This window comes from Agrobacterium vitis, from assembly GCF_037039395.1.
Classification (GTDB): Bacteria; Pseudomonadota; Alphaproteobacteria; order Rhizobiales; family Rhizobiaceae; genus Allorhizobium; species Allorhizobium vitis_E.
The window spans coordinates 3,705,787-3,730,647 of the sequence record NZ_CP146242.1 but is presented as its reverse complement, the minus strand read 5'-3'; the positions used below and the strand labels follow the sequence as shown (position 1 = coordinate 3,730,647).

At 58.0% G+C, this 24,861-nt stretch carries 24 protein-coding genes and 1 pseudogene; 13 read left to right on the top strand and 12 right to left on the bottom strand.

From position 1 onward, the window contains the following. Positions 1-143: 143 nt before the first annotated feature. From V6582_RS19790 to V6582_RS19780, 3 genes are all read right to left on the bottom strand, one after another. Positions 144-758 carry a transglutaminase-like cysteine peptidase gene (locus V6582_RS19790; RefSeq protein ID WP_197434445.1) on the bottom strand — a complete coding sequence of 205 codons (615 nt, stop codon included), beginning with the start codon at positions 756-758 and terminating at the stop codon, positions 144-146. Positions 759-1,328: 570 nt separating this feature from the next. Continuing rightward, positions 1,329-1,940 carry a PilZ domain-containing protein gene (locus V6582_RS19785; protein WP_156633327.1) on the bottom strand — a complete coding sequence of 204 codons (612 nt, stop codon included), beginning with the start codon at positions 1,938-1,940 and terminating at the stop codon, positions 1,329-1,331. 220 nt (positions 1,941-2,160) lie between these two features. After that, positions 2,161-4,086, bottom strand: coding sequence for an acid phosphatase (locus V6582_RS19780; RefSeq protein WP_156633328.1), 1,926 nt, complete (start codon positions 4,084-4,086; stop codon positions 2,161-2,163). Positions 4,087-4,374: 288 nt separating this feature from the next. Between V6582_RS19780 and V6582_RS19775 the strand changes: the two genes are divergently transcribed. Together V6582_RS19775 and V6582_RS19770 are read left to right on the top strand one after the other, a co-directional pair. Further along, positions 4,375-5,166 carry a rhomboid family intramembrane serine protease gene (locus V6582_RS19775; RefSeq protein WP_156633330.1) on the top strand — a complete coding sequence of 264 codons (792 nt, stop codon included), beginning with the start codon at positions 4,375-4,377 and terminating at the stop codon, positions 5,164-5,166. 138 nt (positions 5,167-5,304) lie between these two features. After that, positions 5,305-5,739 carry a CBS domain-containing protein gene (locus tag V6582_RS19770; protein WP_070164678.1) on the top strand — a complete coding sequence of 145 codons (435 nt, stop codon included), beginning with the start codon at positions 5,305-5,307 and terminating at the stop codon, positions 5,737-5,739. Positions 5,740-5,908: 169 nt separating this feature from the next. Here V6582_RS19770 and V6582_RS19765 read toward each other — a convergent pair whose 3' ends face one another. The 3 genes from V6582_RS19765 to folE all read right to left on the bottom strand — a co-directional run bounded on the left by V6582_RS19765 (position 5,909) and on the right by folE (position 8,457). Next, positions 5,909-6,859, bottom strand: coding sequence for a patatin-like phospholipase family protein (locus V6582_RS19765; RefSeq protein WP_060715532.1), 951 nt, complete (start codon positions 6,857-6,859; stop codon positions 5,909-5,911). Positions 6,860-7,294: 435 nt separating this feature from the next. Further along, the gene (hisI, locus tag V6582_RS19760) at positions 7,295-7,753 is read right to left on the bottom strand and encodes a phosphoribosyl-AMP cyclohydrolase (protein ID WP_156633333.1); all 459 of its coding nucleotides are present in this window, start codon (positions 7,751-7,753) and stop codon (positions 7,295-7,297) included. 98 nt (positions 7,754-7,851) lie between these two features. Next, positions 7,852-8,457 (bottom strand): GTP cyclohydrolase I FolE, encoded by a 606-nt coding sequence (folE, locus tag V6582_RS19755; protein ID WP_156633335.1) that lies wholly within the window; start codon positions 8,455-8,457, stop codon positions 7,852-7,854. 272 nt (positions 8,458-8,729) lie between these two features. Here folE and V6582_RS19750 point away from each other — a divergent pair, with 272 nt between their 5' ends. From V6582_RS19750 to thrS, 3 genes are all read left to right on the top strand, one after another. Further along, complete coding sequence (locus V6582_RS19750) at positions 8,730-9,173, top strand: iron-sulfur cluster assembly scaffold protein (RefSeq protein ID WP_156633337.1); 444 nt, start codon at positions 8,730-8,732, stop codon at positions 9,171-9,173. Between the two features lie 13 nt (positions 9,174-9,186). After that, on the top strand, positions 9,187-9,570 hold the full coding sequence (gene yidD, locus V6582_RS19745) for a membrane protein insertion efficiency factor YidD (protein WP_156633339.1): 384 nt from the start codon (positions 9,187-9,189) through the stop codon (positions 9,568-9,570). Between the two features lie 190 nt (positions 9,571-9,760). Continuing rightward, the gene (gene thrS / locus V6582_RS19740; protein WP_156633341.1) at positions 9,761-11,761 is read left to right on the top strand and encodes a threonine--tRNA ligase; all 2,001 of its coding nucleotides are present in this window, start codon (positions 9,761-9,763) and stop codon (positions 11,759-11,761) included. Positions 11,762-11,811: 50 nt separating this feature from the next. Here thrS and V6582_RS19735 read toward each other — a convergent pair whose 3' ends face one another. Both V6582_RS19735 and V6582_RS19730 read right to left on the bottom strand, forming a co-directional pair. Continuing rightward, the gene (locus tag V6582_RS19735; RefSeq protein ID WP_349508904.1) at positions 11,812-12,300 is read right to left on the bottom strand and encodes a hypothetical protein; all 489 of its coding nucleotides are present in this window, start codon (positions 12,298-12,300) and stop codon (positions 11,812-11,814) included. 171 nt (positions 12,301-12,471) lie between these two features. Next, complete coding sequence (locus V6582_RS19730) at positions 12,472-12,660, bottom strand: hypothetical protein (RefSeq protein ID WP_156633345.1); 189 nt, start codon at positions 12,658-12,660, stop codon at positions 12,472-12,474. Between V6582_RS19730 and V6582_RS19725 the strand changes: the two genes are divergently transcribed. The 4 genes from V6582_RS19725 (at position 12,640) to nadC (ending at position 17,080) form a co-directional block, all read left to right on the top strand. Further along, positions 12,640-13,536 (top strand): NUDIX hydrolase, encoded by an 897-nt coding sequence (locus V6582_RS19725; protein WP_156633347.1) that lies wholly within the window; start codon positions 12,640-12,642, stop codon positions 13,534-13,536. The genes V6582_RS19730 and V6582_RS19725 overlap by 21 nt on opposite strands. Before the next feature lie 169 nt (positions 13,537-13,705). Next, the gene (nadA, locus tag V6582_RS19720) at positions 13,706-14,677 is read left to right on the top strand and encodes a quinolinate synthase NadA (RefSeq protein WP_156633349.1); all 972 of its coding nucleotides are present in this window, start codon (positions 13,706-13,708) and stop codon (positions 14,675-14,677) included. Further along, positions 14,674-16,221 (top strand): L-aspartate oxidase, encoded by a 1,548-nt coding sequence (locus V6582_RS19715; RefSeq protein WP_156633350.1) that lies wholly within the window; start codon positions 14,674-14,676, stop codon positions 16,219-16,221. Before nadA ends, V6582_RS19715 begins: the two co-directional genes overlap by 4 nt. A gap of 1 nt (position 16,222) precedes the next feature. Then, positions 16,223-17,080 carry a carboxylating nicotinate-nucleotide diphosphorylase gene (nadC, locus tag V6582_RS19710; protein ID WP_156633352.1) on the top strand — a complete coding sequence of 286 codons (858 nt, stop codon included), beginning with the start codon at positions 16,223-16,225 and terminating at the stop codon, positions 17,078-17,080. Positions 17,081-17,086: 6 nt separating this feature from the next. Here the strand turns inward: nadC and V6582_RS19705 are convergent, their stop codons facing one another. Beyond that, complete coding sequence (locus V6582_RS19705; protein WP_156633354.1) at positions 17,087-18,073, bottom strand: hypothetical protein; 987 nt, start codon at positions 18,071-18,073, stop codon at positions 17,087-17,089. A 222-nt stretch (positions 18,074-18,295) separates the two neighbouring features. On the opposite strand from V6582_RS19705, the gene V6582_RS19700 reads away from it, so the two are divergent. Both V6582_RS19700 and V6582_RS19695 read left to right on the top strand, forming a co-directional pair. After that, positions 18,296-18,880, top strand: a complete 585-nt coding sequence (locus V6582_RS19700) for a nitroreductase family protein (protein WP_156633356.1) — start codon at positions 18,296-18,298, stop codon at positions 18,878-18,880. Next, the gene (locus tag V6582_RS19695; protein ID WP_156633358.1) at positions 18,880-19,485 is read left to right on the top strand and encodes a flavin reductase family protein; all 606 of its coding nucleotides are present in this window, start codon (positions 18,880-18,882) and stop codon (positions 19,483-19,485) included. Before V6582_RS19700 ends, V6582_RS19695 begins: the two co-directional genes overlap by 1 nt. 3 nt (positions 19,486-19,488) lie before the next feature. On the opposite strand, the gene V6582_RS19690 is transcribed toward V6582_RS19695, so the two are convergent. Next, entirely contained in the window at positions 19,489-20,211 is a 723-nt protein-coding gene (locus tag V6582_RS19690; RefSeq protein WP_349508903.1) for a hypothetical protein, read from the bottom strand. A 74-nt stretch (positions 20,212-20,285) separates the two neighbouring features. Here V6582_RS19690 and V6582_RS19685 point away from each other — a divergent pair, with 74 nt between their 5' ends. Then, positions 20,286-21,422: a DUF2336 domain-containing protein gene (locus V6582_RS19685; RefSeq protein WP_337739340.1), complete on the top strand. Its 1,137-nt coding sequence runs from the start codon at positions 20,286-20,288 to the stop codon at positions 21,420-21,422. A 27-nt stretch (positions 21,423-21,449) separates the two neighbouring features. Here V6582_RS19685 and V6582_RS19680 read toward each other — a convergent pair whose 3' ends face one another. Continuing rightward, positions 21,450-21,848 (bottom strand): hypothetical protein, encoded by a 399-nt coding sequence (locus V6582_RS19680; RefSeq protein ID WP_156633365.1) that lies wholly within the window; start codon positions 21,846-21,848, stop codon positions 21,450-21,452. Positions 21,849-21,982: 134 nt separating this feature from the next. On the opposite strand from V6582_RS19680, the pseudogene V6582_RS19675 reads away from it, so the two are divergent. Beyond that, positions 21,983-22,468: pseudogene (locus V6582_RS19675) on the top strand (GNAT family N-acetyltransferase). Positions 22,469-22,517: 49 nt separating this feature from the next. On the opposite strand, the gene parE reads toward V6582_RS19675, so the two are convergent. Beyond that, on the bottom strand, positions 22,518-24,641 hold the full coding sequence (gene parE, locus V6582_RS19670; protein WP_420360215.1) for a DNA topoisomerase IV subunit B: 2,124 nt from the start codon (positions 24,639-24,641) through the stop codon (positions 22,518-22,520). Positions 24,642-24,861 lie beyond the last annotated feature (220 nt).

Genomic DNA, 24,861 nt, shown 5'->3' with positions numbered 1-24,861 from the left:
CGTCCGTCTGCAATATCCAAAAAAGTGAGCCGGCTCCGTGGCAGCGGAGCCGGCTCTTGGCCTTGGTCGGACGGAGATGCGGGGACGACCGGGGCCAATATCTGCCAGATGTCGTGGATGCGGGAGCGTCCTCGCCTTGGCGGTCAGTTCTTCGGAAGGGCGGCAACCGTTGCGGCACGGCCATCCTGGATCTTCATCCATTGCCCCGGATTGTCGGAGGACTGGCGTTTCAGGAAGGTATATTCCGTATCCGACCACAGCAGCACCTTGTTGCGCATGTTGTCGAGAATGAAATCGCCGCGATCGGTGCGGACGGTCAGCACGGCGTGGCCAGCGCCATTGGGTTGCAGCACCACGGTTATCAGCAGGTTGGATTCGGCTACGCCTTTCGCAATCAACTGACGACGCTTGAGCAGGGCGTAATCTTCACAGTCACCGGCAACGGTTGGGTATTCCCACCATTCCTCGACACCGTAAAGCTCCATATCTGTTTCCGGCTTGATGGTGGTGTTGACGGTGTAGTTCACCTCAAGAATGTTCTGCCAGATGGCTGGCGTCAGTTGTTGCGGACCGTTGTCGCTGCCGGAGGGGCGGCATTCGCTGGCGTAACGCTGGCAGAACTCGTAATGGCCTATCGGCTGGCTGGCCCTGCCATTGATTTTCATCGAAGGCTGGCCGGCAAAAGCCGCTTGTGCGCTGGCGAATGCCACGATAGCGGCGATGATGGCGAAACCTGTTGTTGTCTTCTTGTTTGTCATTGGGTGTCTCCCCGTTATGGGAATACAATGACAGTGATACTTTGCCGTCTGGCAAAATTGGAAGGTAGGAATAAGTACAAAATCGAAGAAAATAAGTATAAAATTAAAATAAAATTTTAGGCAATTTACTATTGTTTTCTATGGGAATTGACAGGGCACTGACTGGTGCGAACGGCTATGCCAACGGGATAAGAAGATCTCTATCCAATTGAAAAATATCGAAAATTGACTGAAAAATACGTCAGGAAGATTGTGACGTGTTGTGCCGAAAGAATGCATCATTGTCCCAAGAGTTTCGGCGGACGTTGATGTTGAGTGGCCCCAAAAAGGGATTTCCTGTCAAAAACCCGCTGGAAATACTCAAATTCCTGTAGAAATGCATGGGTTTTGGTGAATGATGGATGAACGGAATGGGGACCAATCATCAGCCCGAAAAATGTAATCAGCCGAAAACCGAGGGCGGCACCCTCTGTGCACATGCTTGAGACGATCAGGGAGACGTGAAACCCGATTTCGCGAAAAGATAGCGACTATCAAGCGGCCACCGGTTCAATATAAATCTGATGGGTCCTACAGAAACTCTGTCAGGGCCTCGCGGGATTGCAGGGTGGTGAACTCTATGGCAACGCCTTCCAGGAAGTGGCGCACGACGCGGCCACGCATGCTGCCCAGGCGTACCGCAGTGCCGAGCGGTGGGCGAATATCGATATCGATCGCCGCACCTGAAAGGGACAGGTCCATGATCCGGCAGTTGTATTTGCGCCCGTCATCAAAGATCAGTTCGGTGCGCGGCTGCTTTGGTGTCAGCCGGTCGTGGCGGCGGTCTTCCGGCAGCCCCAACTCGTGCTTGTTGGCAATCCAGGTCAATTGAGCCGCAAGCTTTTCGCGTTTGCGCTCCGTTGCCACGATGCTGATGACAAAGCCGTCATCGGTGGTCTTGATCACGGTGCCTTCGATGCGGCCGATATGGTCGATATAGGCAATGATCCTTTCGCCCGGCACGGGGCGGGCCGCGCAGATCACCCGGACATCGCCCGGCGACATATCCACCGTCAGGCAGACATATTCATCCTCGCTCGGCACCATCAGCCGGCCTTCAAGACTCACGGAGACGCGCTGAAACGCCCGCTGAACCGGGGGACGTGCTGAACCGCTATTGGGGGCCTGATGATAGGAATACATGCAACGATTCTTCAACGCTTTGAGTCACCTGAAATATTAGGCGCTATGCGTTAACAGAGTGTTTTGCTGTTCACCGATCTGTCCACTGATCTTCAGGGGCTCTATCCAAAGATAGACCAGAGAAAAATGGACCCGATCTTCCCGAAAAACAAACGAAAACAAAGGAAAAGATAGCCTGCCAAGCTCGGGTTGAACCAGACAGGCTATCGGCTTTTGGGTATTATTCTTCGATGCGCAGGGAGATGGTTTTCTTACCGTAGACCGGCTTGACCTTATGGCCTTCAACCTCGATGGCGCCGAATTTTCCGGCAATCCTGGCGGCGGTGATCAGCTTGACGGTCTGTCCGGCTTTCCATTGACCGTCAGGTTTGACCACCAGTTTTCCGCCGTCGATAAACAGCGTCTTGCTGACAGCAAGGCTTGGCGCTTTCATGGATTTGGCGGGTGTGATGTCCAAGGTCGCATCGTTGCGCAGCGTCAGTGTGCCGGTCACGGTCAGAGGCGCGGAGGCAATCTCCATCGTGCCGCCAGCAAGATAAACGTCGCCCTTGCCTAAGGCGGTTGGTGATTGCGCAACTAGGCGACCATCCTCGATCACTGTGCCGCCGGTCCAGCTGTTCTTGGCAGACAGCGTCAGGGTGCCGCTGCCCTGCTTGGTCAGCTTGCCTTTGCCGGAAATCGGGTTTTTCCAGGTGTCGTCGGCGTTAAAGCCGCCTTTGGTGGCGTCCATCACAAGGGTAACATCGCCGTCAAACGCCCCATAACCATCGGCTGCCCGGAACAGGTCGAGGCGGCCCCAGCCTTCCGGATCACTGATGATTGGATAGCCGGAGGCCAGTTCCGTGGTTTTCAAAACCACCCGGCGTTGGTCGGCGCTGAGATAGGGCAGGCGGGTTTCCAGGAGCACTTCGGCACCTTTGGGCACGCTGGGCGCCAAGGATGGATCGCCAATCTGCTTATAGCCATAGGTCAGGCGTGGTTCGAAAAATTGCCTGTTCCAGGCATAATCGGCATAGGCATCCGTCGATTTCGGCAGGGCATGGGCCGCTGCCAGCAGCGCCTGGCTGTCTTTTGTACCGGTTTGCTTCATCAGCCATGTCTGGCTCTGCTGATAGGCTTCGCTGCGCAGTGGCGTATAGTCCGGGCGGTTGAGATTATAGGCGACGATGGCGGTGGCCAACACCCGCCCACCCAGCACGTCGAAGGTCTGGTGCATGCCAGCGCGAATGCGGTTTTCGCCGAGCATGGCGGCGCGGGTCAGCATTTCCTGATAGCGCTGCGGCACCAGATAGGCCATCACCAGCGCATCGCGCCAGCCTTCGGCGGTATGGCCGGAGGGGAAGCCGCCGTCGGAGGCCGGTTTGTCGCTCTTGGCCAGTTCCAGTTGCGGCACGATCCGCACCTTGTCGCTGGCGCGGTAGGGACGGGCATATTTGTAATAACGCTTGGCAGGCTCGGTCGAGCCATCGGCGCTTCCTGCCTCGATCAAGTCCACTGCCTTGCCGAGATCGGTATTGTCCTTGGAGCCGACACCGCGATTATTGCCCTTGTCATCATATTTGACGGTGGTCGCGTCAGCGGGCATGCCGGTGATCGTCGTTGTCTGCCGCACGCCTTGGCGCCAGGCGTCGGCCAGGGGGCCAAGTCCATCGGTAATACTAACATTCTTGCCGCGCCGGTCATCGAGATAGGCGGCCAGATCGCGTTCCGGCGTATGTTCGCCGGTGACCTTGATGGAATAGGCGAGATTCTGCTCATGCAATTGCGGGAGCTTTTTGATGCCATCGGTCGGGCTGCCGGGAATGCCGCTCCAGTCCGATTTGGCAATCGCCGGGCAGCCATCCTTGGCCGCTGCCTCCTGATCGGCATCGACGAAGGGCGTGCGAGGTGTCCAAAGATCCAGGAAACCGGAGAGAACCCGTACGCCGGCATTGGTTTGCGGTGTCGCATGGCAGGCATCGCCGCGCTGGTTGGTGGCGCCCGTATCCACATAGGCCATGACGCCTGCCGGTGGCGGCGCGCTATCGGCATGGCCGACCCCGGCTGGAACGGGCGGTAGGGTGAGGCCATCGGCGAAGGCTGGCGTCAGCGCTGTTGCAAGTGAAAGGACAGCCGCGAAAGCGGCGATTGAAGAGAGTTTTTTCATGGATGGCCTTTCTCTTGGGGCTTTGGAAACCCTGCGATAACGAGAGCTTGCCGCTGATCTGCTGCGTTTTCCGGGCTTTGGCAGCGGCGGTTGTTATTCGTCAGGTTGGTAGATTAATAGCTGTGAATTTCCCGTGTCAATCTTGGGCGTAGTGGACTGAAGCCGTCTTGCTGGCGATTGCTTAAGGTCTGTGTGCAACAGTTTTCTGACAGCGGCGATCTCCTGCATTTCCTTTTGCCGATCTCTCGCTATATGCTGATGCTCACGGATCACAAGGAATAGAGATGCATGGACGACAGGCCGAAGGGGCAATGGGACCGCGAGCCTGAAGATGGGGACGATCCGCTGGACGAGGGGCTCGGCCCGGAGACCGGTGGACGCGAACCGGTGTTCAATATGCCGGGCGGCATTCTTCTGGCGCTATTGCTGCTGGTGATGATCTATGCCCTGACCGGCTGGATACTGTCTGATGAAATCTCCGACTGGATCATGGTGGAATTCGGCTTTTCGCCGGTGCGCTATGTCTATGATTTTTCCAATCAGGATCTGGCCTGGGTGTGGACGCCGTTCACCTATTCACTGCTGCATGGCAGTATCGAGCATCTCGGCTTCAACGGCCTCTGGCTCGCTGCCTTCGGCACGCCGGTCTGGCGACGCATCGGCGCAGTTCGTTTCTGGTTATTCTGGCTGGCGACGTCAGCCGCTGGCGCTGTTGCGCATGTCTGCCTGAACTGGGGCGATGCAAGCCTGTTGATCGGCGCTTCCGGCGTCATTTCCGGCCTGATGGGGGCTGCCTGCCGGTTTGCCTTCGGCCCCGGACGCTCCGGACTGCGGCTGCGCGAAGAGGATGCCTTTCCACCCCGGTTGAGCGTCCTGGCCAGCCTGTCCGAGCGCACCGTCCTTGTCTTCATTATCATGTTCCTGGCTGGCAACGTGATCATCGCTTTCGGGATTCCGCTGGTCGGCGATCCGGGCGCGGCCATCGCGTGGGACGCACATCTGGGTGGTTTCGCCCTGGGTTTTCTGGGGTTTGCGCTGTTTGACCACCGTCCTACTGGGCAAAAACCGGTGGATGTTTAAAAAAAGCTGTGCCGATGCATCCAATTGGTTGCGTTCTCTAGCAAATACAGGCAGCATTCCTGATCAGGGGGCGTCGATCCGGGAGGAGGAACGACGCTCAATCCTGAATGCCCGGAGATTTGCCAGGAGGAGGCGCATATGTCTGTGACAGTAAGGAATATTCTCAGCGAAAAAGGTCGTGATGTAATTACGGTCGGTCCGACGGTCAGTCTGGCCGAGGCCGCCAAGGTGCTGCATCACAACAAGATCGGTGCGGTGGTGGTTGTCGGCATGGAAAGCCGGATCGTCGGGATTTTCACCGAGCGCGATCTGGCGTCAGCCATCGGCAAAGGCGGCGTCGAGGCTCTGTCCTTGCCGGTGTCGAAAGCCATGACCGCCAACGTGTTTCGCTGTAGCGAAGAAACCACCGTCAACCAGTTGATGGAAATGATGAGCAGCAAACGCTTCCGTCACGTACCGGTGGAAGATGGCGGCAAGCTGATCGGCATCGTTTCTATCGGTGACGTGGTCAAGCAACGCATCCGCGAGGTGGAGCTGGAGGCCGAGCATATCAAGGCCTATATTGCCGGATAATGCCGGTGTTGTGCCTGGTTTTTGGTGTAACCGTTACGGGATAACCCGCCAGTTTTCCGCGTGAGTATTGGGTCTGCCTGGTTTGTCCGGGCAGGCTTTTTTATGTGCTTGGAGAGAATGCCTCCAAGCCTTGGACCGAAAACCGGTTTCCGCGGTTTAGTCCAATGCTTTATCGCATCACAGCTTCCTGCATTCGGCGGATTTCAGCGATACGGGCGGTGGTTTCTTCGTAGCCACGCGCAATGCATTCACCGGCACGGTGAAATTCAGACAGTCCGATATCGTTGACACGCGGATGCAGCGCCAGATCGGGCGGATCGCCTGCAAGCCGGGCGCGGGAAATCCGGTCCTGGATGATGTTGAAGGATTGCACCATCACGCCTGTCAGCCCCAGCCGGTTCGGTTGTTTTACCGCGCCGGTATCCGGGCCGATCGGGCCGACCTTGTGCTTGACCACTGCGGAGCGACCATAAAGATCGTAGTGAAGATTGACCGCCACCACCAACGGTTGCTCATAGGAGCGGCAGACCGATACCGGAACGGGATTGACCAGCGCACCGTCGACCAGCGTCCTATTGTTGCAACGCACTGGCTCGAAAATACCGGGCAAGGCGTAGGACGCGCGAAGTGCTGTGACCAGATTGCCGCCATCGATCCAGACTTCGTGGCCGCTCGTCAGTTCGGAGGCAACCGCCACGAAGGGCTGCGGCAGATCTTCGATGGTCAGGCCTTCCAGATGTTCCTGCATGCGTTTCGTCAGGCGCATGCCGCCCAACAGGCCGCCGCCGCCAATGGTCAGGTCGAGAAGGGCCGCGATGCGCCGCACGGTCAGGGATCTCGCAAATTGCTCCAGCTCGTCCAGCTTTCCCGCCAGATAGCAGCCGCCAACCAGCGCGCCGATAGAGGTTCCCGCCACCATGCCGACTTCGATGCCAGCCTCATCCAGGGCGCGCAAAACGCCGATATGCGACCAGCCACGGGCCGCACCGCCACCAAGGGCAAGCGCAATTTTAGGCTTGACGACCGGCGGCGGCAATTCGGCGACAGTGCTTCCGCCCGATGGGTTTCCTGGCTTTGCGGACCGACCGGCCCCTTGACCTCTTAAATTCCAGTTCAGCATTTCCAGAACACCCTTTCGACCGAACAGTCCCCAACTGCATTGCCTGAAGCCGCCGTTGGCTCAGGCCAGAAACCATGCAGTGGTGCATCACGCCCGATGCACGGCGCTGCCATGTACAGCAATGCCCCTGTACAGCAATGCCCATGTACCGCAATGCTATGGGCGTCTGCCGCGTAGTTCCTCAAATCGAACCCGATCCAAGGAGAGAATTATGCTGCAAATTCAAAGTGCTACAACATAGTGCGTTTCATATGACGCATTATGCTGTGGCGACGTCGTAACGCCCACCCGCATTTTCATGTCCACCAACTCTGTTTTGAGAGCATGCAGCAGATTTACTCTGCCTTCAAATGCGGTATTTCCGGGGTAGTCTGCGCCGCCTTGTTTACCAAAGCGTTTCTGTAAAGACTTTTTGATGTTTAAAATAGCAAATGTCTATTTTTGGTCCTTGCCGGCGTAAACCTGCGCAGGATCGAAATGCCTGTGATCGTCGGTAATCACCATTTTCGCCTCGCCATCGGCAAGCTGAACGGAGCGGTAAAAACAGGATCTGCGACCGGTATGGCAGGTGGCATCATGACCGGCAACCTCGACCTTGAGCCATATGGCATCCTGATCACAATCGACGCGAATTTCCTTGACGCTCTGCATGTTGCCGGAGCTTTCGCCCTTTTTCCAAAGGCTCTTGCGCGAGCGGCTGTAATAATGGGCAAGGCCGGTTTCAATGGTCAGTGCCAGGGCCTCGGCATTCATATGGGCAACCATCAGCAGTTCGCCGTCGCGGTTATCGGTCACAACGGCGGTCAGCAGGCCATGCGCGTCGAATTTCGGCGTCAATACGCCAGCGCCTTCCAGAAGGGTCTTGTCCGTCGAAGGGGCTGAAAAGCTGATCATTCCGTCGATCCAATATAAAGGCAAAAAATAACGCACCGCGGCAATGCGGTACGTTATTGTATTCCATCAAAACTGCCAGGCCGCAAGCGCTGAGGCGATCAGCGGTTTTGCACCATGGTCATGAACCGCACCTGCTGAGCGACATCGGTCTTGAACTCACCGGTAAAGGTGGTGGTCAGCGTTGTGGAGCCGGATTTCTGAATGCCGCGCATTGCCATGCACATATGCTCCGCATCGACCATGACGGCAACGCCGCGTGGCTGAAGATACTGAACGAGGGAATCAGCAATCTGCGCCGTCATGGTTTCCTGGGTTTGCAGGCGGCGGGCGAAAAGATCGACGACGCGGGCGATTTTCGACAGGCCAAGCACCCGGCCATTCGGCAGATAGGCAACGTGCGCCTTGCCGATCACTGGCAGCATGTGATGTTCGCAATGAGAGAAAAACGGGATATCACGCACCAGAACGATGTCGTTATAGCCGCCAACCTCTTCGAATGTCGTGCCAAGGACATCCTCGACATTGACATTATAGCCGCCGAACAGTTCGCCATAGGCTTTGGCCACACGCTTTGGCGTGTCGAGCAAGCCTTCCCGGCTCGGATCGTCGCCAGCCCAGCGCAGCAGTGTGCGCACGGCATCTTCGGCTTCCTCGCGGCTGGGGCGGGACATTTCAGGCGACATTTTTTTCACTGTGGCATCCATGCCATTACTCTCCCGGTCACTCATACTGGCAGAAGCCTTTTTCGACGATCCAGGCTTTAATTGCGTAATTCGAGCCATGATGGCAAGTCCAATCCTCGTGGGCGTGTTTCAAACTTTTCGCCTTGATGTTTCTACACCGACATACGATGTGATATATAGAGAACTCGCACAGTCACGACATACGCCAAAACGCGACACAGTGTTGCGCAAAAATGGATAATCCAACAGGTCGGGTTTTGCGTATGGACAGGCTTTTGGAGCAAAGTTTGGCGATGGATGATATTTACAATAGCAAGATCCTGGAATTTGCCGGCAATATCATCCGCGTCGGCGCATTGAGCAATGCCGATGCCGTGGCTGAAAAGCACTCCCGCTTGTGTGGTTCACGTCTGAAGGCGTTTGTAACCGTCGACCACGATAAAGTCACTGATTTTTCGCAGGAGTTGCGCGCCTGCGCGCTGGGACAAGCCTCCGCATCGATCATGGCGCGCCATGTGGTTGGCGCCAGCTTTAACGAGATCCGCAAGGCCCGTGCCGATATGCTGGCCATGTTGAAGGAAGGCGGCGAGGGGCCGCAGGGCCGCTTTGAGGACATGCGCTACCTGATGCCCGTTAAGGATTACAAGGCCCGCCATGCCTCGACCATGCTGATTCTGGATGCGCTTTGCGACTGTCTCGACCAGGTCGAGGCCCGCCAATCGGCGCTGGCTGGCTAGGATTGTCTCGCCGATGTGCCAACATTGCGAAAATCTTGAGGACGACGATGAAAAGCCGCGCCATAGGGGCCGGAATTATCACGGACCCTTTCGCAAGACACCGGACCGGCTGTTGGGCATGGGGCTGATCCGGCTTTACCAGTTGACGCTTTCCAGCCTGGTTGGCAGCCATTGCCGCCATTCCCCGACTTGCTCGGAATATGGCTATGAGGCCATCGCCCGCCACGGATTATGGAGTGGCGGCTGGCTCACCCTGTTTCGGGTCGGGCGCTGCGGGCCGGGTGGTACCTGGGGCGTGGATGATGTGCCGCACACCCTTGGTGGCCGCTTTCGCCCCTGGCAGGTGTGGACCCTGTGGACTTTTGGACGCAAGCGTCCTTCAAGGCAGGTTTCATGACCGTACCGGAAGAATACGGTCAGGCCTCGCGCGCGAGGCGCTGAGATTTTGACTCTTCGATCTCCCTGCGGAATAAGCTTTACTGAAAAGCCGAATTTCAGTATTCAGCCGCTTCAATCCCGGCCGTTCTGTGCCGGTACTTTTTACCACCCGCATTGGTTGGCGGGACTGGATCAGGAGCCTTTAAAACATGTCCGACACCGTTTCCCTTACATTTCCCGATGGTTCCGTGCGCAGCTTCGCGGCTGGCGCGACCGGTCGTGATGTTGCCGAATCGATTTCCAAGTCACTGGCCAAGAAGGCCGTGGCCATTGCGCTCGATGGCGTTGTGCGCGACCTTGCCGACCCGGTTGTCGATGGAAAAATCGAGATCGTCACCCGCGCCGATCCGCGTGCGCTGGAACTGATCCGTCACGACACCGCCCATGTTCTTGCCGAAGCCGTGCAGGAAATGTGGCCGGGCACGCAGGTGACCATCGGTCCGGTGATCGAAAACGGTTTCTACTACGATTTTGCCAAAAACGAGCCGTTCACGCCGGAAGATCTGCCGAAGATCGAAAAGAAGATGAAGGAAATCATCCAACGCAATCAGCCGTTCCGCAAGGAAGTCTGGTCGCGTGAAAAGGCGCGCGAAGTGTTTGCCGCCAAGGGCGAGTCCTACAAGGTCGAGCTGATCGATGCGATTCCTGAAGATCAGGATATCAAGATCTATTATCAGGGGGACTGGTTCGATCCTTGCCGTGGACCGCATATGGCCTCCACCGGCCAGATCGGCACAGCCTTCAAGCTGATGAAGGTGGCCGGTGCCTATTGGCGCGGTGATAGCAACAATCCGATGCTGACGCGCATCTACGGGACAGCCTTTGCCGAGCAGGAACAGCTCGACAATTACCTGCATATCCTGGCGGAAGCCGAAAAACGCGATCACCGTAAGCTCGGCCGTGAAATGGACCTGTTCCATTTCCAGGAAGAAGGCCCGGGCGTGGTATTCTGGCATGGCAAGGGCTGGAAAATGTTCCAGTCGCTGACTGCCTATATGCGCCGTCGGTTGGCCAATACCTATCAGGAAGTCAACGCGCCGCAGGTGCTGGACAAATCGCTCTGGGAAACCTCGGGGCACTGGGGCTGGTATCAGGAAAACATGTTTGCGGTGAAATCCGCCCATGCCTTTACCAATCCGAACGACCCGGAAGCCGATCAGCGCGTCTTTGCACTCAAGCCGATGAACTGCCCTGGCCACGTGCAGATCTTCAAGCATGGATTGAAGTCTTACCGAGAACTGCCTGTTCGCCTTGCAGAATTTGGTCTCGTGCATCGCTACGAAGCCTCCGGCGCCTTGCACGGGTTGATGCGTGTGCGCGGCTTTACGCAGGACGATGCGCATGTGTTCTGTACCGAAGAGCAGATGGCGGCGGAATGCCTGCGGATCAACGATCTGATCCTGTCGGTCTATGAGGATTTCGGCTTCAAGGAAGTGGTGGTCAAGTTGTCGACCCGCCCGGAAAAGCGTGTCGGTTCTGACGAGCTTTGGGATCGCGCCGAAAGCGTGATGACCGACGTGTTGAAGGCCATCGAAGAGCAGTCCGGTGGGCGCATCAAGACCGGTATCCTGCCAGGTGAGGGCGCGTTCTACGGTCCAAAATTCGAATATACGCTGAAGGACGCGATTGGCCGCGAATGGCAATGCGGCACGACGCAGGTGGACTTCAATCTGCCGGAACGCTTCGGCGCCTTCTATATCGATCAGCATTCGGAAAAGACCCAGCCGGTGATGATCCATCGCGCCATTTGCGGCTCGATGGAGCGGTTCCTTGGCATTCTGATCGAGAATTTTGCCGGTCACATGCCGCTGTGGTTTGCGCCCTTGCAGGTGGTGGTGGCGACCATTACCTCCGAGGCTGATGACTATGGTCGCGACGTGGCTGAACAGTTGCGCGATGCCGGTCTCGAAGTGGAAACCGATTTCCGCAACGAGAAGATCAACTACAAGGTCCGTGAACACTCGGTCGGCAAAGTGCCTGTCATCATCGTCTGCGGCAAGCGCGAGGCCGAAGAACGCACGGTCAATATCCGTCGGCTCGGCAGCCAGGATCAGGTGTCGATGACGCTGGATGAGGCCATCGCCAGCCTGGTGGATGAGGCCACACCGCCGGATGTGAAGCGCAAGCGGGCGGCCAGGAAACTGGCTTAAGGGTTTTTCCAAAGCAAGGGGCGGGTGTTTCCGCCCCTTGTGAATAGCCGTCAATGACTCGGCGTATATGGCAGCGATGAATGCTGGATATTGATTTTCAGATTGCCATCTGCGGTTTTGATAAAGCCCAACGTGTAATCGGCTTTGGTCACTGAGCCGTCCTTGGCGGTGAAGTAGTAATTGCCCATGGAGATCGCCGTTTTGCAGTCGTAAATGATGGCGTGGTTTTCAAACCGCACATTCGTGTAGGGCGTCAGTGCAAATCCGTGGTCCTCTGCCAGTCTTCCGGTGACGAAATAGGATAGCGCGTCTTCCGGCGTATCTCGAAACTCAACCACGGAAGCCTTGGTTGGCTTGAACAGGACCGTTCCTTCCTGATAGCCATAGGTGTCGGCTATGAATTTTGTTGCCGCCGTTCTTGCGTCTTCGGCTGCGCCAATTTCGACCAATCCTTTGCCCCATCTCTCCTCGGCCTGTAGGACATCGGCTTCGCTGATCGCGGCTGAGCAGTTTTCAGCCCGGCTTGCACCTGATGACATTAAAACTGATGTCATTATAAAAGTTAAAAATATAAATTTCTCTATCATTTAATAATCCAATATTTTTTACTGTAAAATTACCTCGGTAAGGATCTGGTATTTTGCTGCCGGATAATAGATGGGGAAAATGCCGAGCTTTAAATCTCAAAAAACTCTTTTAGATAGTCCGGTTTATGAGTTGGTTGCTTGCCGATTTTTTGAAAGAAAGGGCATGGTTGCCTCAATGATTTGATATTCAAAGTCAATCAATTGAAAAGAAAGAGAATTTTCTGTAAGCCTTCCAACGACAACGACATTGTAGCCATCATTCCCACGCCAATCCCACGCAGGACCATCGCCTTGCTCAATGCCATCGCCCATGCCGAATTGATTGCTGTTCTGACGGCTGTGACCGGGGATGAACCGCGCGTCATGACGGTGCGGGGTGGCGATGCCCTGCCGTCCGGTCCGTTCGAGCTTGGCCATCGCAGTTTGCAAGGCGGTTTGCGGGAATGGATCGAGGATCAGACCGGGCATCCGGTCGGCTATCTGGAACAACTCTACACCTTCGCTGACCGGGATCGTGACACGGATGTCGGCGGTGGACGGACGATTTCCATCAGTTATCTGGGTCTGGTGCGCGAGCAGGCCGCGCCCGGCGCCGGACGGCCCGGCTGGCATGGGTGGTACGAGTATTTTCCCTGGGAAGACCGCCGCAGCGGCCCACCGGAGAGTTTGGCCCGCATTCTCGATGCTCTTCAGGCGTGGGCGGTGGCCGATACCAGCCGGCGCGAACATCGCCAGCGCAGGCTCGATTTTTCCTTCGGGCTTAACGGCATGGAGTGGAACGAGGATCTGGTCTTGCAGCGCTATGAGCTGATGTATGAGGCCGGTCTGGTGCAGGAAGCCGGGGCTGCTGAAGCCTCTGGCCGTGTGATGGTTGGCGATCATCGCCGCATCCTGGCAACCGGCATTGCGCGTCTGCGCGCCAAGATTAAATACCGCCCTGTCGTGTTCGAGCTGATGCCGGAAAGCTTTACGCTTTCCCAACTGCAACGCTGTGTCGAGGCGCTGGCTGGCCTCACGCTTCACAAGCCGAATTTCCGCCGCCAGATCGACCAGCAGGAGCTGATCGAGGAGACCGGCGACATGGCAAGCGAAACGGGTGGACGCCCGGCAAAACTTTTCCGCTATCGTCACGCTGTGTTGGAAGCCCGCGCCTTGTCTGGCTCCAAACTGCCGCTGTCTAGGTCATAAATCACTGATATTGCAGAATTTAATGAGATGGCATCTCCTTTGTAGATGCGCATCAAGGGTAGTTTTGTCCCTTCCGTAAAAATAATTGTCGCGCGATTGACATAAACTCCAATCGAGAATAACTCTTGGCTTGAGGATATACTCAAAATGAGTAGAAAAGGGAAAGCCGATGAATACCGCCCCTTCACTGTCAACACTCTATGATCGGGTCTCCCGGGTTATTCCGAGGGCCGAGTGGATGTCTTTCGAAGATGACATCGCAGCGATCCTGGAGCTGAAGAAGCGTCGCAATGCCGTGATCCTTGCTCACAACTACCAGACGCCGGAGATTTTCCACGGCGTTGCCGACATTGTTGGCGATAGTCTGGCCCTCGCCCGCAAGGCCATGGAGGTCGATGCGGATGTGATTGTGCTGGCGGGCGTGCATTTCATGGCCGAGACCGCCAAGCTTCTCAACCCGACAAAAACCGTGTTGATTCCTGATATGGCGGCGGGCTGTTCGCTGGCTGATTCGATCACGCCTGAGGATATTGCCTTGTTGCGTGCCGCCCATCCCGGCGTGCCTGTGATCACCTATGTCAATACGTCTGCGGCAGTGAAGGCGGCCTCCGATATCTGCTGCACCTCCGGCAATGCGAAGGCCGTGGTCGAAAGCCTCGGCGTGCCGAAAGTGTTGATGATCCCGGACGAATATCTGGCCCGCAACGTGGCGCGCGAAACCAATGTCGAAATCATCGCCTGGCATGGCCATTGCGAAGTCCATGAATTGTTCACCGCAGGCGATATTGCCGAGCTGCGCGAGGCCAATCCCGGTGTCGTCGTGCTTGCCCATCCCGAATGTCCGCCGGATGTGGTTGCGGCGGCGGATTTTGCCGGATCGACGGCGGTGATGTCGGATTATGTCGCCAATCACAAACCGGCCCGTGTGGTACTGCTGACGGAATGCTCGATGAGCGACAATGTCGCTGTCCATCATCCCGAGGTGGATTTCGTGCGGCCCTGCAATCTCTGCCCGCATATGAAGCGCATCACGCTTGCCAATATCCGCCAGGCACTGGAGGAAAATCGACAGGAAGTGACCGTCGATCCCGCCATTGCCGATGCGGCGCGCCGGGCGGTGGAAAGGATGCTGGCGGTATGAGCGCGCTGGATACTACAGAAGATCGGATTGTCGTGATCGGCAGCGGCTTGGCCGGGCTGGTAACAGCGCTCTGCCTTGCGCCGCATCCTGTCACTATCGTTACCCGCGCCGCTCTCGGTGCGGAAACCTCCAGCGCCTGGGCGCAAGGCGGCATTGCCGCCAGCATGGGGGCCGATGATAGTGCAGCCCTGCATGCGGCGGATACGCTTGCGGCAGGCGATGGACTTTGCGACCGTGATATTGTCGAGATGATCACATCGGCTGCCCCTGCGGCGATTGCCATGCTCGAACGGTTCGGCGTCCGTTTCGACCGGAATGGCGAGGGCGAGTTGGCGCTCGGTTTGGAAGCCGCCCATGGCCGTCGGCGCATCGTCCATGCCGGGGGTGACGGGTCTGGCGCGGAAATCATGCGCAGTCTGACGGCAGCGGTGCTGGCCACGCCATCGATTTCGGTGATGAGCGGACTTCAGGTGCGCCGCCTGCTGGTTGATGACGACGGGATCACCGGATTGCTCTGTGCCTCGGCGTCAGGACCGGTGCAGATTGCCACTTCGCGGGTGGTGCTGGCCACCGGCGGCCTCGGTGGGCTGTATGATGCAACCACCAATCCCTCCGGCAATTACGGGCAGGGTATCATGCTCGCCGCCCTTGCTGGTGCGGTTCTGTCGGATATGGAATTCGTGCAATTTCACCCGACGGCGCTGGATGTCCCCCTTTATCCGCAGCCGCTGGTCAGCGAAGCCGTGCGCGGCGAAGGCGCTGTGCTGGTCAATGAGCGCGGCGAGCGGTTCATGGCCTCTACCCCTGGAGCCGAACTTGCACCTCGTGACGTGGTGGCGCGGGCGATCAGCGCAGAGCGGGCCAGGGGGGGCACGGTTGCCCTCGATGCCCGAAAGGCACTTGGCACCGATTTCCCCCACCGGTTTCCGGCCATCGACGCGTTTTGCCGGGCGGCTGGTATAGATCCGTCGTCGCAGCCAATCCCGGTGCGCCCCGCCGCGCATTATCACATGGGCGGTGTGGAGACCGATTGTTTCGGTAGAACCTCGGTTGCCGGTCTCTGGGCGGCAGGCGAGGTGGCCTGCACCGGGCTGCATGGCGCCAACCGTCTGGCCAGCAACTCGCTGCTGGAAGCGGCGGTGATGGGGATGCGGGTCGCAGAGGATGTAGCGGGCGTGGCATCCCGGCAGACTACTTCTTCCAGGCCGCAAACCTTGCCGCCAGCCGACGATATTGCCCCGGTCCGGGCGATCGTCTCGGCCAAGCTTGGCGTATTACGTGATGAAACCCGCTTGCAGGCGGCAATGGCAGATCTTCTGCCACTCGTTGAAGCAGGCGGTCCAGCCAGCGATCCGGCTGTGGTGGCGCTGCTGATTGCAGTGTTTGCCCATGCGCGACGCCATTGCGCAGGCGCCCATGCGAGAACCGATTTTTCCCAATCCTGCCCGGAACCTCTGCGTCAACGCATGACGCTGGATGACGCCCTTTCCCTTGCAAACGACACCGTTTCCCCTGCCTTGCAGCCCTATGCCCGGAGCGCCTGACATGTTTCTTCATTCCCTGCCACGTGTCATCGTCGAGCCATTGGTGCGCAATGCCCTCTCGGAGGATCTGGGACTGGCCGGTGATATCACCTCCATGGCGGTCATCCCGTCAGACCACCGTTCAACGGTGCAGATCGCCAGCCGCAGGGACGGGGTGATTGCCGGGCTCGATGCCAGTGCCATTGCCTTCGAACTGGTCGATCCCGGTCTGGTGATGACCTGCCATGTCAGCGATGGGGCGGCGGTCAAGGCGGGCGATGTTCTGGCAACGATTTCCGGTTCCTCTCGCAGTCTTTTGACCGGCGAGCGGGTGGCCCTGAACTTTCTCGGTCATCTCTCAGGCATTGCCTCGGTGACGCGCCAGATTGTCGATGCCGTTTCCGGCACCAAGGCCGCTGTGGCTTGCACGCGCAAAACCACGCCGGGCCTGCGGGCGCTGGAGAAATATGCAGTGCGGATGGGTGGTGGTATGAACCATCGCTTTGCGCTCTACGATGCCGTGCTGATCAAGGACAATCACATTGCCATTGCCGGTAGCGTCACCCAAGCCATCCTGCGGGCGCGGACGGGCGTCGGGCATATGGTCAAGATCGAGGTGGAGGTCGATACGCTGGACCAATTACACGAAGCGATGGAGATCGGTGTGGATGCGGTGCTTCTCGACAATATGACGCCGGAGCAACTGCGCGAGGCAGTGGAAATCGTCGCAGGCCGGGCGATCACCGAGGCATCCGGTGGCATCACCCCGCAAACGGCAAGGGCGGTGGCGCAAAGCGGCGTCGATCTCTTGTCGGTCGGCTGGATCACCCATAGCGCGCCGGTGCTGGATATCGGTCTGGATTTTGTCGAGGCCGAGTGAGGACGCTCAGTTGGTGTCGTATCCAGCCTGTTGCTGAACATTCTGCTGGCTGTCTTTCAGCAGCAATTCGACATCGGCGTTTACCCCGGCTTTGACCTGAAATTCCTTCTGGTAGATCCGGTCCTTGTTGCGGGCGATTGCGGTGTAATTGCCCTCAGACAGAACCAGAACCGGATAGGCGCTGACGCTTTCCGCCACGGCATCGCCGGAGGAGGTCAGGATCGACCAGGCGGTATCGGCAATCGCTTCGCCACCCGGTTCAGAGACCAGCTTGAAATTCATCTGGGCGGCGCGGTGCTGGAGCGTCGCCTCGGTGATCTTGCCTGCTTCGACCTTGATATCGGCGCGCACCAAGGCATTGACTTCGCCATATTGCGAGACGACGTGATAGGTGCCGGAATTGAGGCTGACGAGGGTATTGGGCTCGATATTGTCCATGATCAGGCCGCGATCATTGTCCTCGGGACCATCGCCTGCGTAGATTTTGAATTTCAGTTTGGAGGGCTTGATCCGGGTATCGGGGCCGGAAACGGCATTCAAGACCATGCCGCCAGCATCCAACACCATGACCTGCTTTTGAACCTCGCCTTCTAAGGGAACATCCAGCTTGCGGGTCACCCCGGCCCGCCCAAAGGACACGTTGACGAAATAATCTCCGGGCGCCAATTGTAATTCCGCCGAGCCGCCCTGGCTGCTGGCGACCATCGGTAATTTGCCGTCGCTACCGGCAATCGGGCTATAGACCCGCCATTCCAGGCCTTGCTGCAAGGGCTGGCCGTCATTGTCGAGCTTTGCTTCAAACCAGATGAGCTTGGAATGGGACTGGGGGGCAGGGGCAATCGGCGTGGAAAACGCATTCAGCTTCGGCATTTTCGCCGTGCTATCCAATTGCTTGAAGGATTTGAACGCATCCTCGGCCATGCCGGGTCCGGCGCTTGCCGTCAGCAGCGAGGCTGCGAGGATCAGGGGAAGACGGCAGGAAAAAGATATCATATGAATGCCCGACCGATTCAACCGCGATGATTGGCGTGTTGATCGGCTGGTACTACAATCCGACCGCCAAGGCAAATTCAAGGCTTGCAATTTCCTGAATTTTCTACTCCAGTTTTCCAGTATTCGGGCTCCGAATTCCGACGCTTTCGCATGGCGGGCTTTCACGACCACTGATCTGACTTTCTTCAAGGCTCCGCCGATCTTCAAGGAAAATACGTTAACATGTACGAACATATCACCCTTCTCGATTATTTGGCCACCCGTCGTTCCGTTCCGGCTTTTCAGATGTGCGAACCCGGCCCCTCTAGGTTAGAACTTGAATCTATCCTAAAGCTTTCGGTGCGCGTGCCCGACCACGGCAAGATCGCCCCCTGGCGTTTCATCGTCTATCGCGGCGACAAGCGGGTTGAAATCGGCGAGGCGCTGTTGGCCATGGCATTGGAAAAAAAGCCGGAGCTGGACGACGAAATGATCAAGGTGGAGCGCGCCCGCTTTACCCGCGCTCCTGTGGTGATCGGCGTGATCAGCACGGCGGGACCGCATCCCAAGGTGCCGGAATGGGAACAGGTCATGTCGGCGGGCGCCGTTTGCCTCAATCTGCTGATGGCGGCCAACGCTCATGGCTATGTGGCCAATTGGCTGTCCGAATGGTTTGCCTTCGATGAAAAGGCGTTTCCTTTGCTGGGCATCAAACCGGGCGAGAAGGTAGCGGGCTTTATTCACATGGGGTCCACGACATTTCCGATTGTCGAGCGCCCGCGTCCGAGCATAGATGACGTGGTCAGCTGGATGGGAGACACGGATTGATGTTTTACGAAACCAAGACCAACGCCCATGGCATGGCGCACGACCCGTTCAAGGCCGTGGTCTCGCCACGTCCTATCGGCTGGATTGGATCTAAAGGCCAGGATGGATCGTTCAACCTGGCGCCCTACTCCTTTTTCAACGCCATTTCCGACAAGCCGAAAATGGTGATGTTTTCCTCCTCCGGCCGCAAGGATAGCCTTCGCAATGTAGAGGAAAACGGCTGCTTCACCGCCAACTTCGTCAGCAGCGACCTGGGCGAGGCCATGAACCGGTCTTCTGCACCGGCAGCTTATGGCACGAGCGAATTCGAGCTTGCCGGGCTGACCCCCGTCATGGCCCGGCTGGTGGACGCGCCTTATGTGGACGAAGCCTATGCCGTGCTGGAATGCAAGGTTACCGAGGTGATTTCGCCAAAGACGCTGTCAGGCGAACCCAGCGAGAATTTCGTGGTGTTCGGCGAAGTCGTCGGCATTCATCTCGCTGACAGTGCCATGCGCGATGGCCGGTTCGATGTGACGCTGGTGCAACCCCTGTCACGGCTAGGGTATCTGGACTATGCGGCGGTGACCGAAGTGTTTCAGATGGTGCGGCCCTCAAAGGCCTGAGTTTCAAGGCAAGGCGGCGCGCATCGTTGCCACCGCCTTGCCGCTATCGCCGATCAGCGCGCTAAAGCCGCGCTTGACCAGACCTTCTGCGGCGTCACTATCTTCGGGGCTGCATGGGCGGGCGAAGGCGGGCAGATTGGCGCTGGCGGCGGCCAGTTGCACAAGGCTGCGGCAGGTTTCCAGCACCGGCTGTGCATGGCGCGGCGTCTCGGCCTGGATAGCGGTGGCGACCGCTCCTTCGTCCAGGCCAAGGCCGATCAGCCGGGCCGAACTGGCGGCGATATCGGATGCCTGGAAAAAGCCGGAAGGGTTGCCGCCGAGAAGGGCAATGAAGGGAGTGCTGCCATCGGCAAGCCCGGCTCTCGCTTCCTCGACCCGCAAGAGCGCATCCAGCCGCTGGATATCGGCGGCTGTTGCTGCATCCGTCAGCATCAACCCATCCGGCTCCAGCGCCATCAGCCGGGCGAGAAGAGCGGCGACGTCATCATGGTCCAGCCGGGCGGAAAGAGTAAACAGCACGGGCAGGGTGGGTGAGGGGTTTTGATGTCGCCAGCTGGCATACACTGCGGCTGGATCGGTGCTGCCAAAAATCAGCGTGTCAATTAGTGCTTCCGGGGCATCGGGTGAGGCCCCTTGTTCTGTCTCGATCAGCAATAGCACCTGGCAAGGTTTCTCCTTGAAGAAAAGCAAACGCTGATCCTTCCGATCTTCATGGTTAATCGACATGGTGAACCAATCTTAAACTTTTCTCGCATACCATAGTTGCAATGGGTCGGGTTTTGTTTTGATTGGGGTTGTCAGTGCTTGTAAAGGCTTTCTTTCGCTGGTCTGAAACCGCAAAGGCATGCGACCGGGCGAAGGCCGCCAATGCGCTGGGCCGAGCCTATCTGCATTCCCCAATGACCGAAGACGACCGGCGCTCCACCTATGTCGCCATGACCTATCTTCTGGACGATCCCTCACCCAAAGTGCGGCTGGCGCTGGCCGAGGCGCTGGCCTGTTCGGCTGGGGCGCCGCGCGCCATCCTGATTTCCTTGTGTGAAGACCAGCCGGAGATCGCCTCGCGGGTCATTCTCTGCTCGGCCGTGCTGCAAGACCGTGACCTGGTCGATCTGGCCGGTCGAGGCAGCGGCATGACACGGGCCTTCATTGCCGCGCGTCCGCAGCTTTCCTCTGCCGTTGCCGCCGCCCTTAGCGAGATTGGCGACCTGCCGGAATGCCTGGTTCTGCTCGATAATCCCACCGCCGCCATTTCGCCTTTCAGCCTGCTGCGGTTGGCCGAGCGCCACGGTGCGCATGATGCGGTGAGGGGTGTGTTGCTGGAGCGCTTGGACTTGCCGGGCCGGGCAAGGCACCTGCTGGTTTCACAAGCCAGTCAGGCGCTTGCGTCCTCCGGTCTGCTGCGGTTTTCCCTTGGGGAAAGCAAGCTCACACGGCTGAACCGCGAAATCGGCGTCAGCGCAGCCGCAGTGATTGCCGGTGAAGTCAGCTTTGATGAAATTCCCGATCTGGTCGAGCAGATGCGCATCAATGGCCAATTGACGCCCGCCTTGCTGATCGAACTTCTGTGCCGGGGCAAGGTGGATTTCTTTGCCAGTGCCATCGAATCGCTGAGTGGCTTGCATGAGCGCCGGGTGCGCTCGATTCTGGCCACGGGCCGTATGCATGCTGTGCGGGCGCTGCTTCTGTCAGCCGGTCTTGACCATACAATCGCACCGCTGTTCGTCGAGGCTGTGCTGCTTTGGCGCCATGCCGTGCAGACGGCGACCCATGGTGAGATCGGCAGCATTTGCCAGCCGCTTCTCGCCAAGGGCAGCAAGCTGGCGTCGAGCGAGGCAGCGCGGCAATTGCTGGATCTGGTGGAAATCATGCTTCACCAGGACGAGCGCCGTCAGGCCCGCCAATATGCCGCACATCTTGTGGTCGACGCTGCCTGATCTCTTCTGGGATGTGGTCGTTCCGCGTTATTTGGTCAGTTTTTTCGCGGCCCAGGCATAGGTATCGGTGACCACATGCACCGGGGTGGTGAATACCATCTTGATATCCTCCTTGCCGGGCAGAACCTGTTTAACACTCTTGATGGCACGATCCGCCAGAGACCGCTTTTCAGCTTCCGGCACCGGATCGGTTGGCGTTGCGGGGACCGCTGTCACGGTCGTCTGGGGAGATGTCACCGTCTGCTGCTGGCAAAAGGCAACGACGCTGGGGAAATTCACATTGGAATATTGCCCCAGCACATTTTCCGTATCGCGATTGCACAATTCCACCGAAACCCAGCGCTGCTCCGCAGTGGCGATATACTGGCATTGGCTGACGCTGTCATTGCATCCCAGAATGGTCATGATCACGAGTGAGGCTTGCATCGGCTCGTCCTTCCAGTCAGTAAAGTTATCAGTAACGCAACAAGATTGGCGCAACCAAGACCAATCGGCCCTCGAACAGAAAATTATAATGCATAATCTGTTTTGTCCGGTCGTTGGTCTCTCAGGATCGATAGATGTCCGTGAACAATCCTTATTTGGCAATCACCATTGAACCCCCCCGCCAGCCCGACGTGATCCGGTTGCTGGATCTCTCCGATGCTTATATGGCTGCACTCTATCCAGCAGAAAGCAACCATCTTCTGGATGTTTCGTCGCTGGAAAAGCCTGATGTCCATTTTTTCGTGGCGCGCCATCAAGGGCAGGCGGTGGGTTGCGCCGCAATTGTCGAGGCTGGCGATGGTACGGCGGAGATCAAGCGGATGTTTGTCGACCCGCAATCAAGAGGCCTGTCCCTCGGCAAAAAGCTAATGACGGCGCTGGAAGACCAGGCAAAAAAGCTTGGCCTTGAAGCGCTGCGCCTTGAGACGGGCATCAGCCAGCCTGAAGCGATTGGTCTTTAGCGAAAGGCAGGCTTCCAGGAAATTTCGCCATTCGGCTCTTACCGTCCCGATCCGCTCAGCCTGTTCATGGAAAAACGCCTGGAAAATCCATCAGCTTGAATAGGCCAAGCCCAAAATCTGTTTGGTTTCGGCCTTCTTCGTTGAAGGGCTAAATATCCAGGTTTTCCGCAAAGGCTGCCCGTTCCTGAATAAACCGGAAGCGGGCTTCCGGTTTTGTACCCATCAACGCGTCCACGGCATCACGGGTGCCTTCGAAATCGACATCGTCGATCTCGACTTTCAGCAGCATCCGCTTGGCCGGGTCCATGGTAGTTTCCTTCAACTGGGCTGGCATCATTTCGCCGAGGCCTTTGAAGCGGCCGATTTCGACTTTCTTGCCTTTGAAGGTGGTTTCCATCAGTTCGGCACGGTGGGCGTCATCGCGGGCATAGACCGTCTTTGCACCCTGGCGGATCACGTAGAGCGGCGGCACGGCGAGATAGAGGTGATTGCCCCGGATCAGTTCCGGCATTTCCTGATAGAAAAAGGTGATCAGCAGTGAAGCGATATGAGCGCCGTCCACATCGGCATCAGTCATGATGACGATGCGCTCATAGCGCAGGTCTTCATCACGGTATTTGGTGCGGGTGCCACAGCCGAGCGCCTGGATCAGGTCGGCAATCTGCTGGTTGGCCATCAGCTTTTCACGGCTGGCGCTGCCGACATTGAGGATCTTGCCGCGCAAGGGCAGAATGGCCTGGTTGGAGCGATTACGGGCCTGCTTGGCCGAGCCGCCAGCCGAATCGCCCTCGACGATGAACAGTTCCGCGCCCTCGGCGGTGTTCTGGGCGCAATCCGCCAGCTTGCCGGGCAGGCGCAGCTTGCGCACCGCCGTCTTGCGGTTGACTTCCTTTTCCTTGCGCCGCCGCAGCCGTTCCTCGGCCCGCTCGATCACCCAGTCCAGCAGCTTGGCGGCTTCATTCGGGTTGTCGGCCAGATAGTGGTCGAAAGGATCGCGCAGGGCGTTTTCGACCAGACGCTGCGCCTCGACCGTCGCCAACTTGTCCTTGGTCTGACCGACGAATTCCGGTTCGCGGATGAAAACCGACAGCATGCCAACCGCCGAAATCATCACGTCATCGGTGCTGATCTGCTGGGCGCGCTTGTTCTGGGTCAGTTCAGCATAATTCTTCAAGCCCTTGGTCAGCGCAATGCGCAAACCGGCCTCATGCGTGCCGCCTTCTGGGGTCGGAATGGTGTTGCAATAGGAATGAACCTGCGGATCGCCGCCATACCAGGTGATCGCCCATTCCATCGCGCCATGGCCGCCGGTCTTTTCGGTCTTGCCGGCAAAAATTTCGCGGGTGACGGTAAATTCCTTGCCCAGGGTCGCGGCCAGATAATCCTTCAACCCGCCGGGGAAGTGAAACACTGCCTTATCCGGGATGTCGCCGCCGGTGGTCAGGATCGCCGGATCGCAGGACCAGCGGATTTCCACGCCGCCGAACAGATAGGCCTTGGAGCGCGCCATGCGGAAAATCCGGCCCGGATCGAATTTCGCGTGATCACCGAAGATCTGCGGATCGGGGTGAAAGCGCACCCGCGTACCACGCCGGTTATGGACATCGCCCAATTCTTCCAACCCGCCCAGCGGCACGCCGCGCGAAAACCGCTGGCGATAGAGCTTGCGATTGCGGGCCACTTCCACTTCCAGCAGGTCGGACAGCGCATTGACGACGGATACGCCAACCCCGTGCAAGCCACCGGAGGTCTCGTAGGCCTTGCCGTCGAATTTGCCGCCCGCATGCAGCTTGGTCATGATCACTTCAAGGGTGGATTTGCCCGGCACCTGCGGATGCAGCTCGACGGGAATGCCGCGACCATTGTCGGAAACCGTCAGGAAGCCTTCGGCATCCAGATGGACATCGATGAAATTGGCATGGCCGGCCACCGCCTCGTCCATCGAATTGTCGATCACCTCGGCAAAGAGATGGTGCAGGGCCTTTTCGTCCGTGCCGCCGATATACATGCCGGGACGCATCCGCACCGGCTCCAGCCCTTCCAGAACACGGATGGAGGACGCGCCATAATCGTCGGGCTTGCCGGTGGAGGCGGGCGTAGCTGAGCCGAAAGCCACTGCCTTGGCCGGGGTTTCCGGCTGGGCGGCAGTAACAGTCGTGGCACTAGCAGCCGTCACATCGGCAGCACCTTTCTGCGTCTTCGCCGCCTTGGGGGGCGTCGACGGCAGGGCAGCGAAAAGGTCGTTGTTATCGTCCATGATCTTGTCTGTCATTTGCTTGTGGTCTTCAGCGGAGCGCCGTGAAGAATTCTGTCTCGCGATAGGGCATGTGCCCGTCCGTCTCTGGCCCGTGCAGCACAGTTTCCGGTTTGTTCCTGATTAGCGCATATTCTCGGCAACAATCAACCGATTGCGTCCAAGCCCGCCCATTCCTTTATTGCCTGTTGCAGCAAGGACGCGGGAGAATTATGTCGCACTTGGTCAAACCATGTCC

What these genes read in the sequence shown, in the direction of transcription:
- V6582_RS19775 (WP_156633330.1), top strand. Translation starts at nt 4,375, where the DNA reads ATGGACGACAGGCCGAAGGGGCAATGGGACCGCGAGCCTGAAGATGGG.
- V6582_RS19785 (WP_156633327.1), bottom strand. Translation starts at nt 1,940, where the DNA reads ATGTATTCCTATCATCAGGCCCCCAATAGCGGTTCAGCACGTCCCCCG.
- folE (WP_156633335.1), bottom strand. Translation starts at nt 8,457, where the DNA reads ATGGATGCCACAGTGAAAAAAATGTCGCCTGAAATGTCCCGCCCCAGC.
- V6582_RS19700 (WP_156633356.1), top strand. Translation starts at nt 18,296, where the DNA reads ATGTACGAACATATCACCCTTCTCGATTATTTGGCCACCCGTCGTTCC.
- nadC (WP_156633352.1), top strand. Translation starts at nt 16,223, where the DNA reads ATGTTTCTTCATTCCCTGCCACGTGTCATCGTCGAGCCATTGGTGCGC.
- V6582_RS19690 (WP_349508903.1), bottom strand. Translation starts at nt 20,211, where the DNA reads ATGTCGATTAACCATGAAGATCGGAAGGATCAGCGTTTGCTTTTCTTC.
- V6582_RS19695 (WP_156633358.1), top strand. Translation starts at nt 18,880, where the DNA reads ATGTTTTACGAAACCAAGACCAACGCCCATGGCATGGCGCACGACCCG.
- parE (WP_420360215.1), bottom strand. Translation starts at nt 24,641, where the DNA reads ATGACAGACAAGATCATGGACGATAACAACGACCTTTTCGCTGCCCTG.
- hisI (WP_156633333.1), bottom strand. Translation starts at nt 7,753, where the DNA reads ATGATCAGCTTTTCAGCCCCTTCGACGGACAAGACCCTTCTGGAAGGC.
- V6582_RS19705 (WP_156633354.1), bottom strand. Translation starts at nt 18,073, where the DNA reads ATGATATCTTTTTCCTGCCGTCTTCCCCTGATCCTCGCAGCCTCGCTG.
- nadA (WP_156633349.1), top strand. Translation starts at nt 13,706, where the DNA reads ATGAATACCGCCCCTTCACTGTCAACACTCTATGATCGGGTCTCCCGG.
- V6582_RS19680 (WP_156633365.1), bottom strand. Translation starts at nt 21,848, where the DNA reads ATGCAAGCCTCACTCGTGATCATGACCATTCTGGGATGCAATGACAGC.
- V6582_RS19770 (WP_070164678.1), top strand. Translation starts at nt 5,305, where the DNA reads ATGTCTGTGACAGTAAGGAATATTCTCAGCGAAAAAGGTCGTGATGTA.
- V6582_RS19750 (WP_156633337.1), top strand. Translation starts at nt 8,730, where the DNA reads ATGGATGATATTTACAATAGCAAGATCCTGGAATTTGCCGGCAATATC.
- V6582_RS19715 (WP_156633350.1), top strand. Translation starts at nt 14,674, where the DNA reads ATGAGCGCGCTGGATACTACAGAAGATCGGATTGTCGTGATCGGCAGC.
- thrS (WP_156633341.1), top strand. Translation starts at nt 9,761, where the DNA reads ATGTCCGACACCGTTTCCCTTACATTTCCCGATGGTTCCGTGCGCAGC.
- yidD (WP_156633339.1), top strand. Translation starts at nt 9,187, where the DNA reads ATGTGCCAACATTGCGAAAATCTTGAGGACGACGATGAAAAGCCGCGC.
- V6582_RS19730 (WP_156633345.1), bottom strand. Translation starts at nt 12,660, where the DNA reads ATGGGCGATGGCATTGAGCAAGGCGATGGTCCTGCGTGGGATTGGCGT.
- V6582_RS19780 (WP_156633328.1), bottom strand. Translation starts at nt 4,086, where the DNA reads ATGAAAAAACTCTCTTCAATCGCCGCTTTCGCGGCTGTCCTTTCACTT.
- V6582_RS19735 (WP_349508904.1), bottom strand. Translation starts at nt 12,300, where the DNA reads ATGTCATCAGGTGCAAGCCGGGCTGAAAACTGCTCAGCCGCGATCAGC.
- V6582_RS19790 (WP_197434445.1), bottom strand. Translation starts at nt 758, where the DNA reads ATGACAAACAAGAAGACAACAACAGGTTTCGCCATCATCGCCGCTATC.
- V6582_RS19765 (WP_060715532.1), bottom strand. Translation starts at nt 6,859, where the DNA reads ATGCTGAACTGGAATTTAAGAGGTCAAGGGGCCGGTCGGTCCGCAAAG.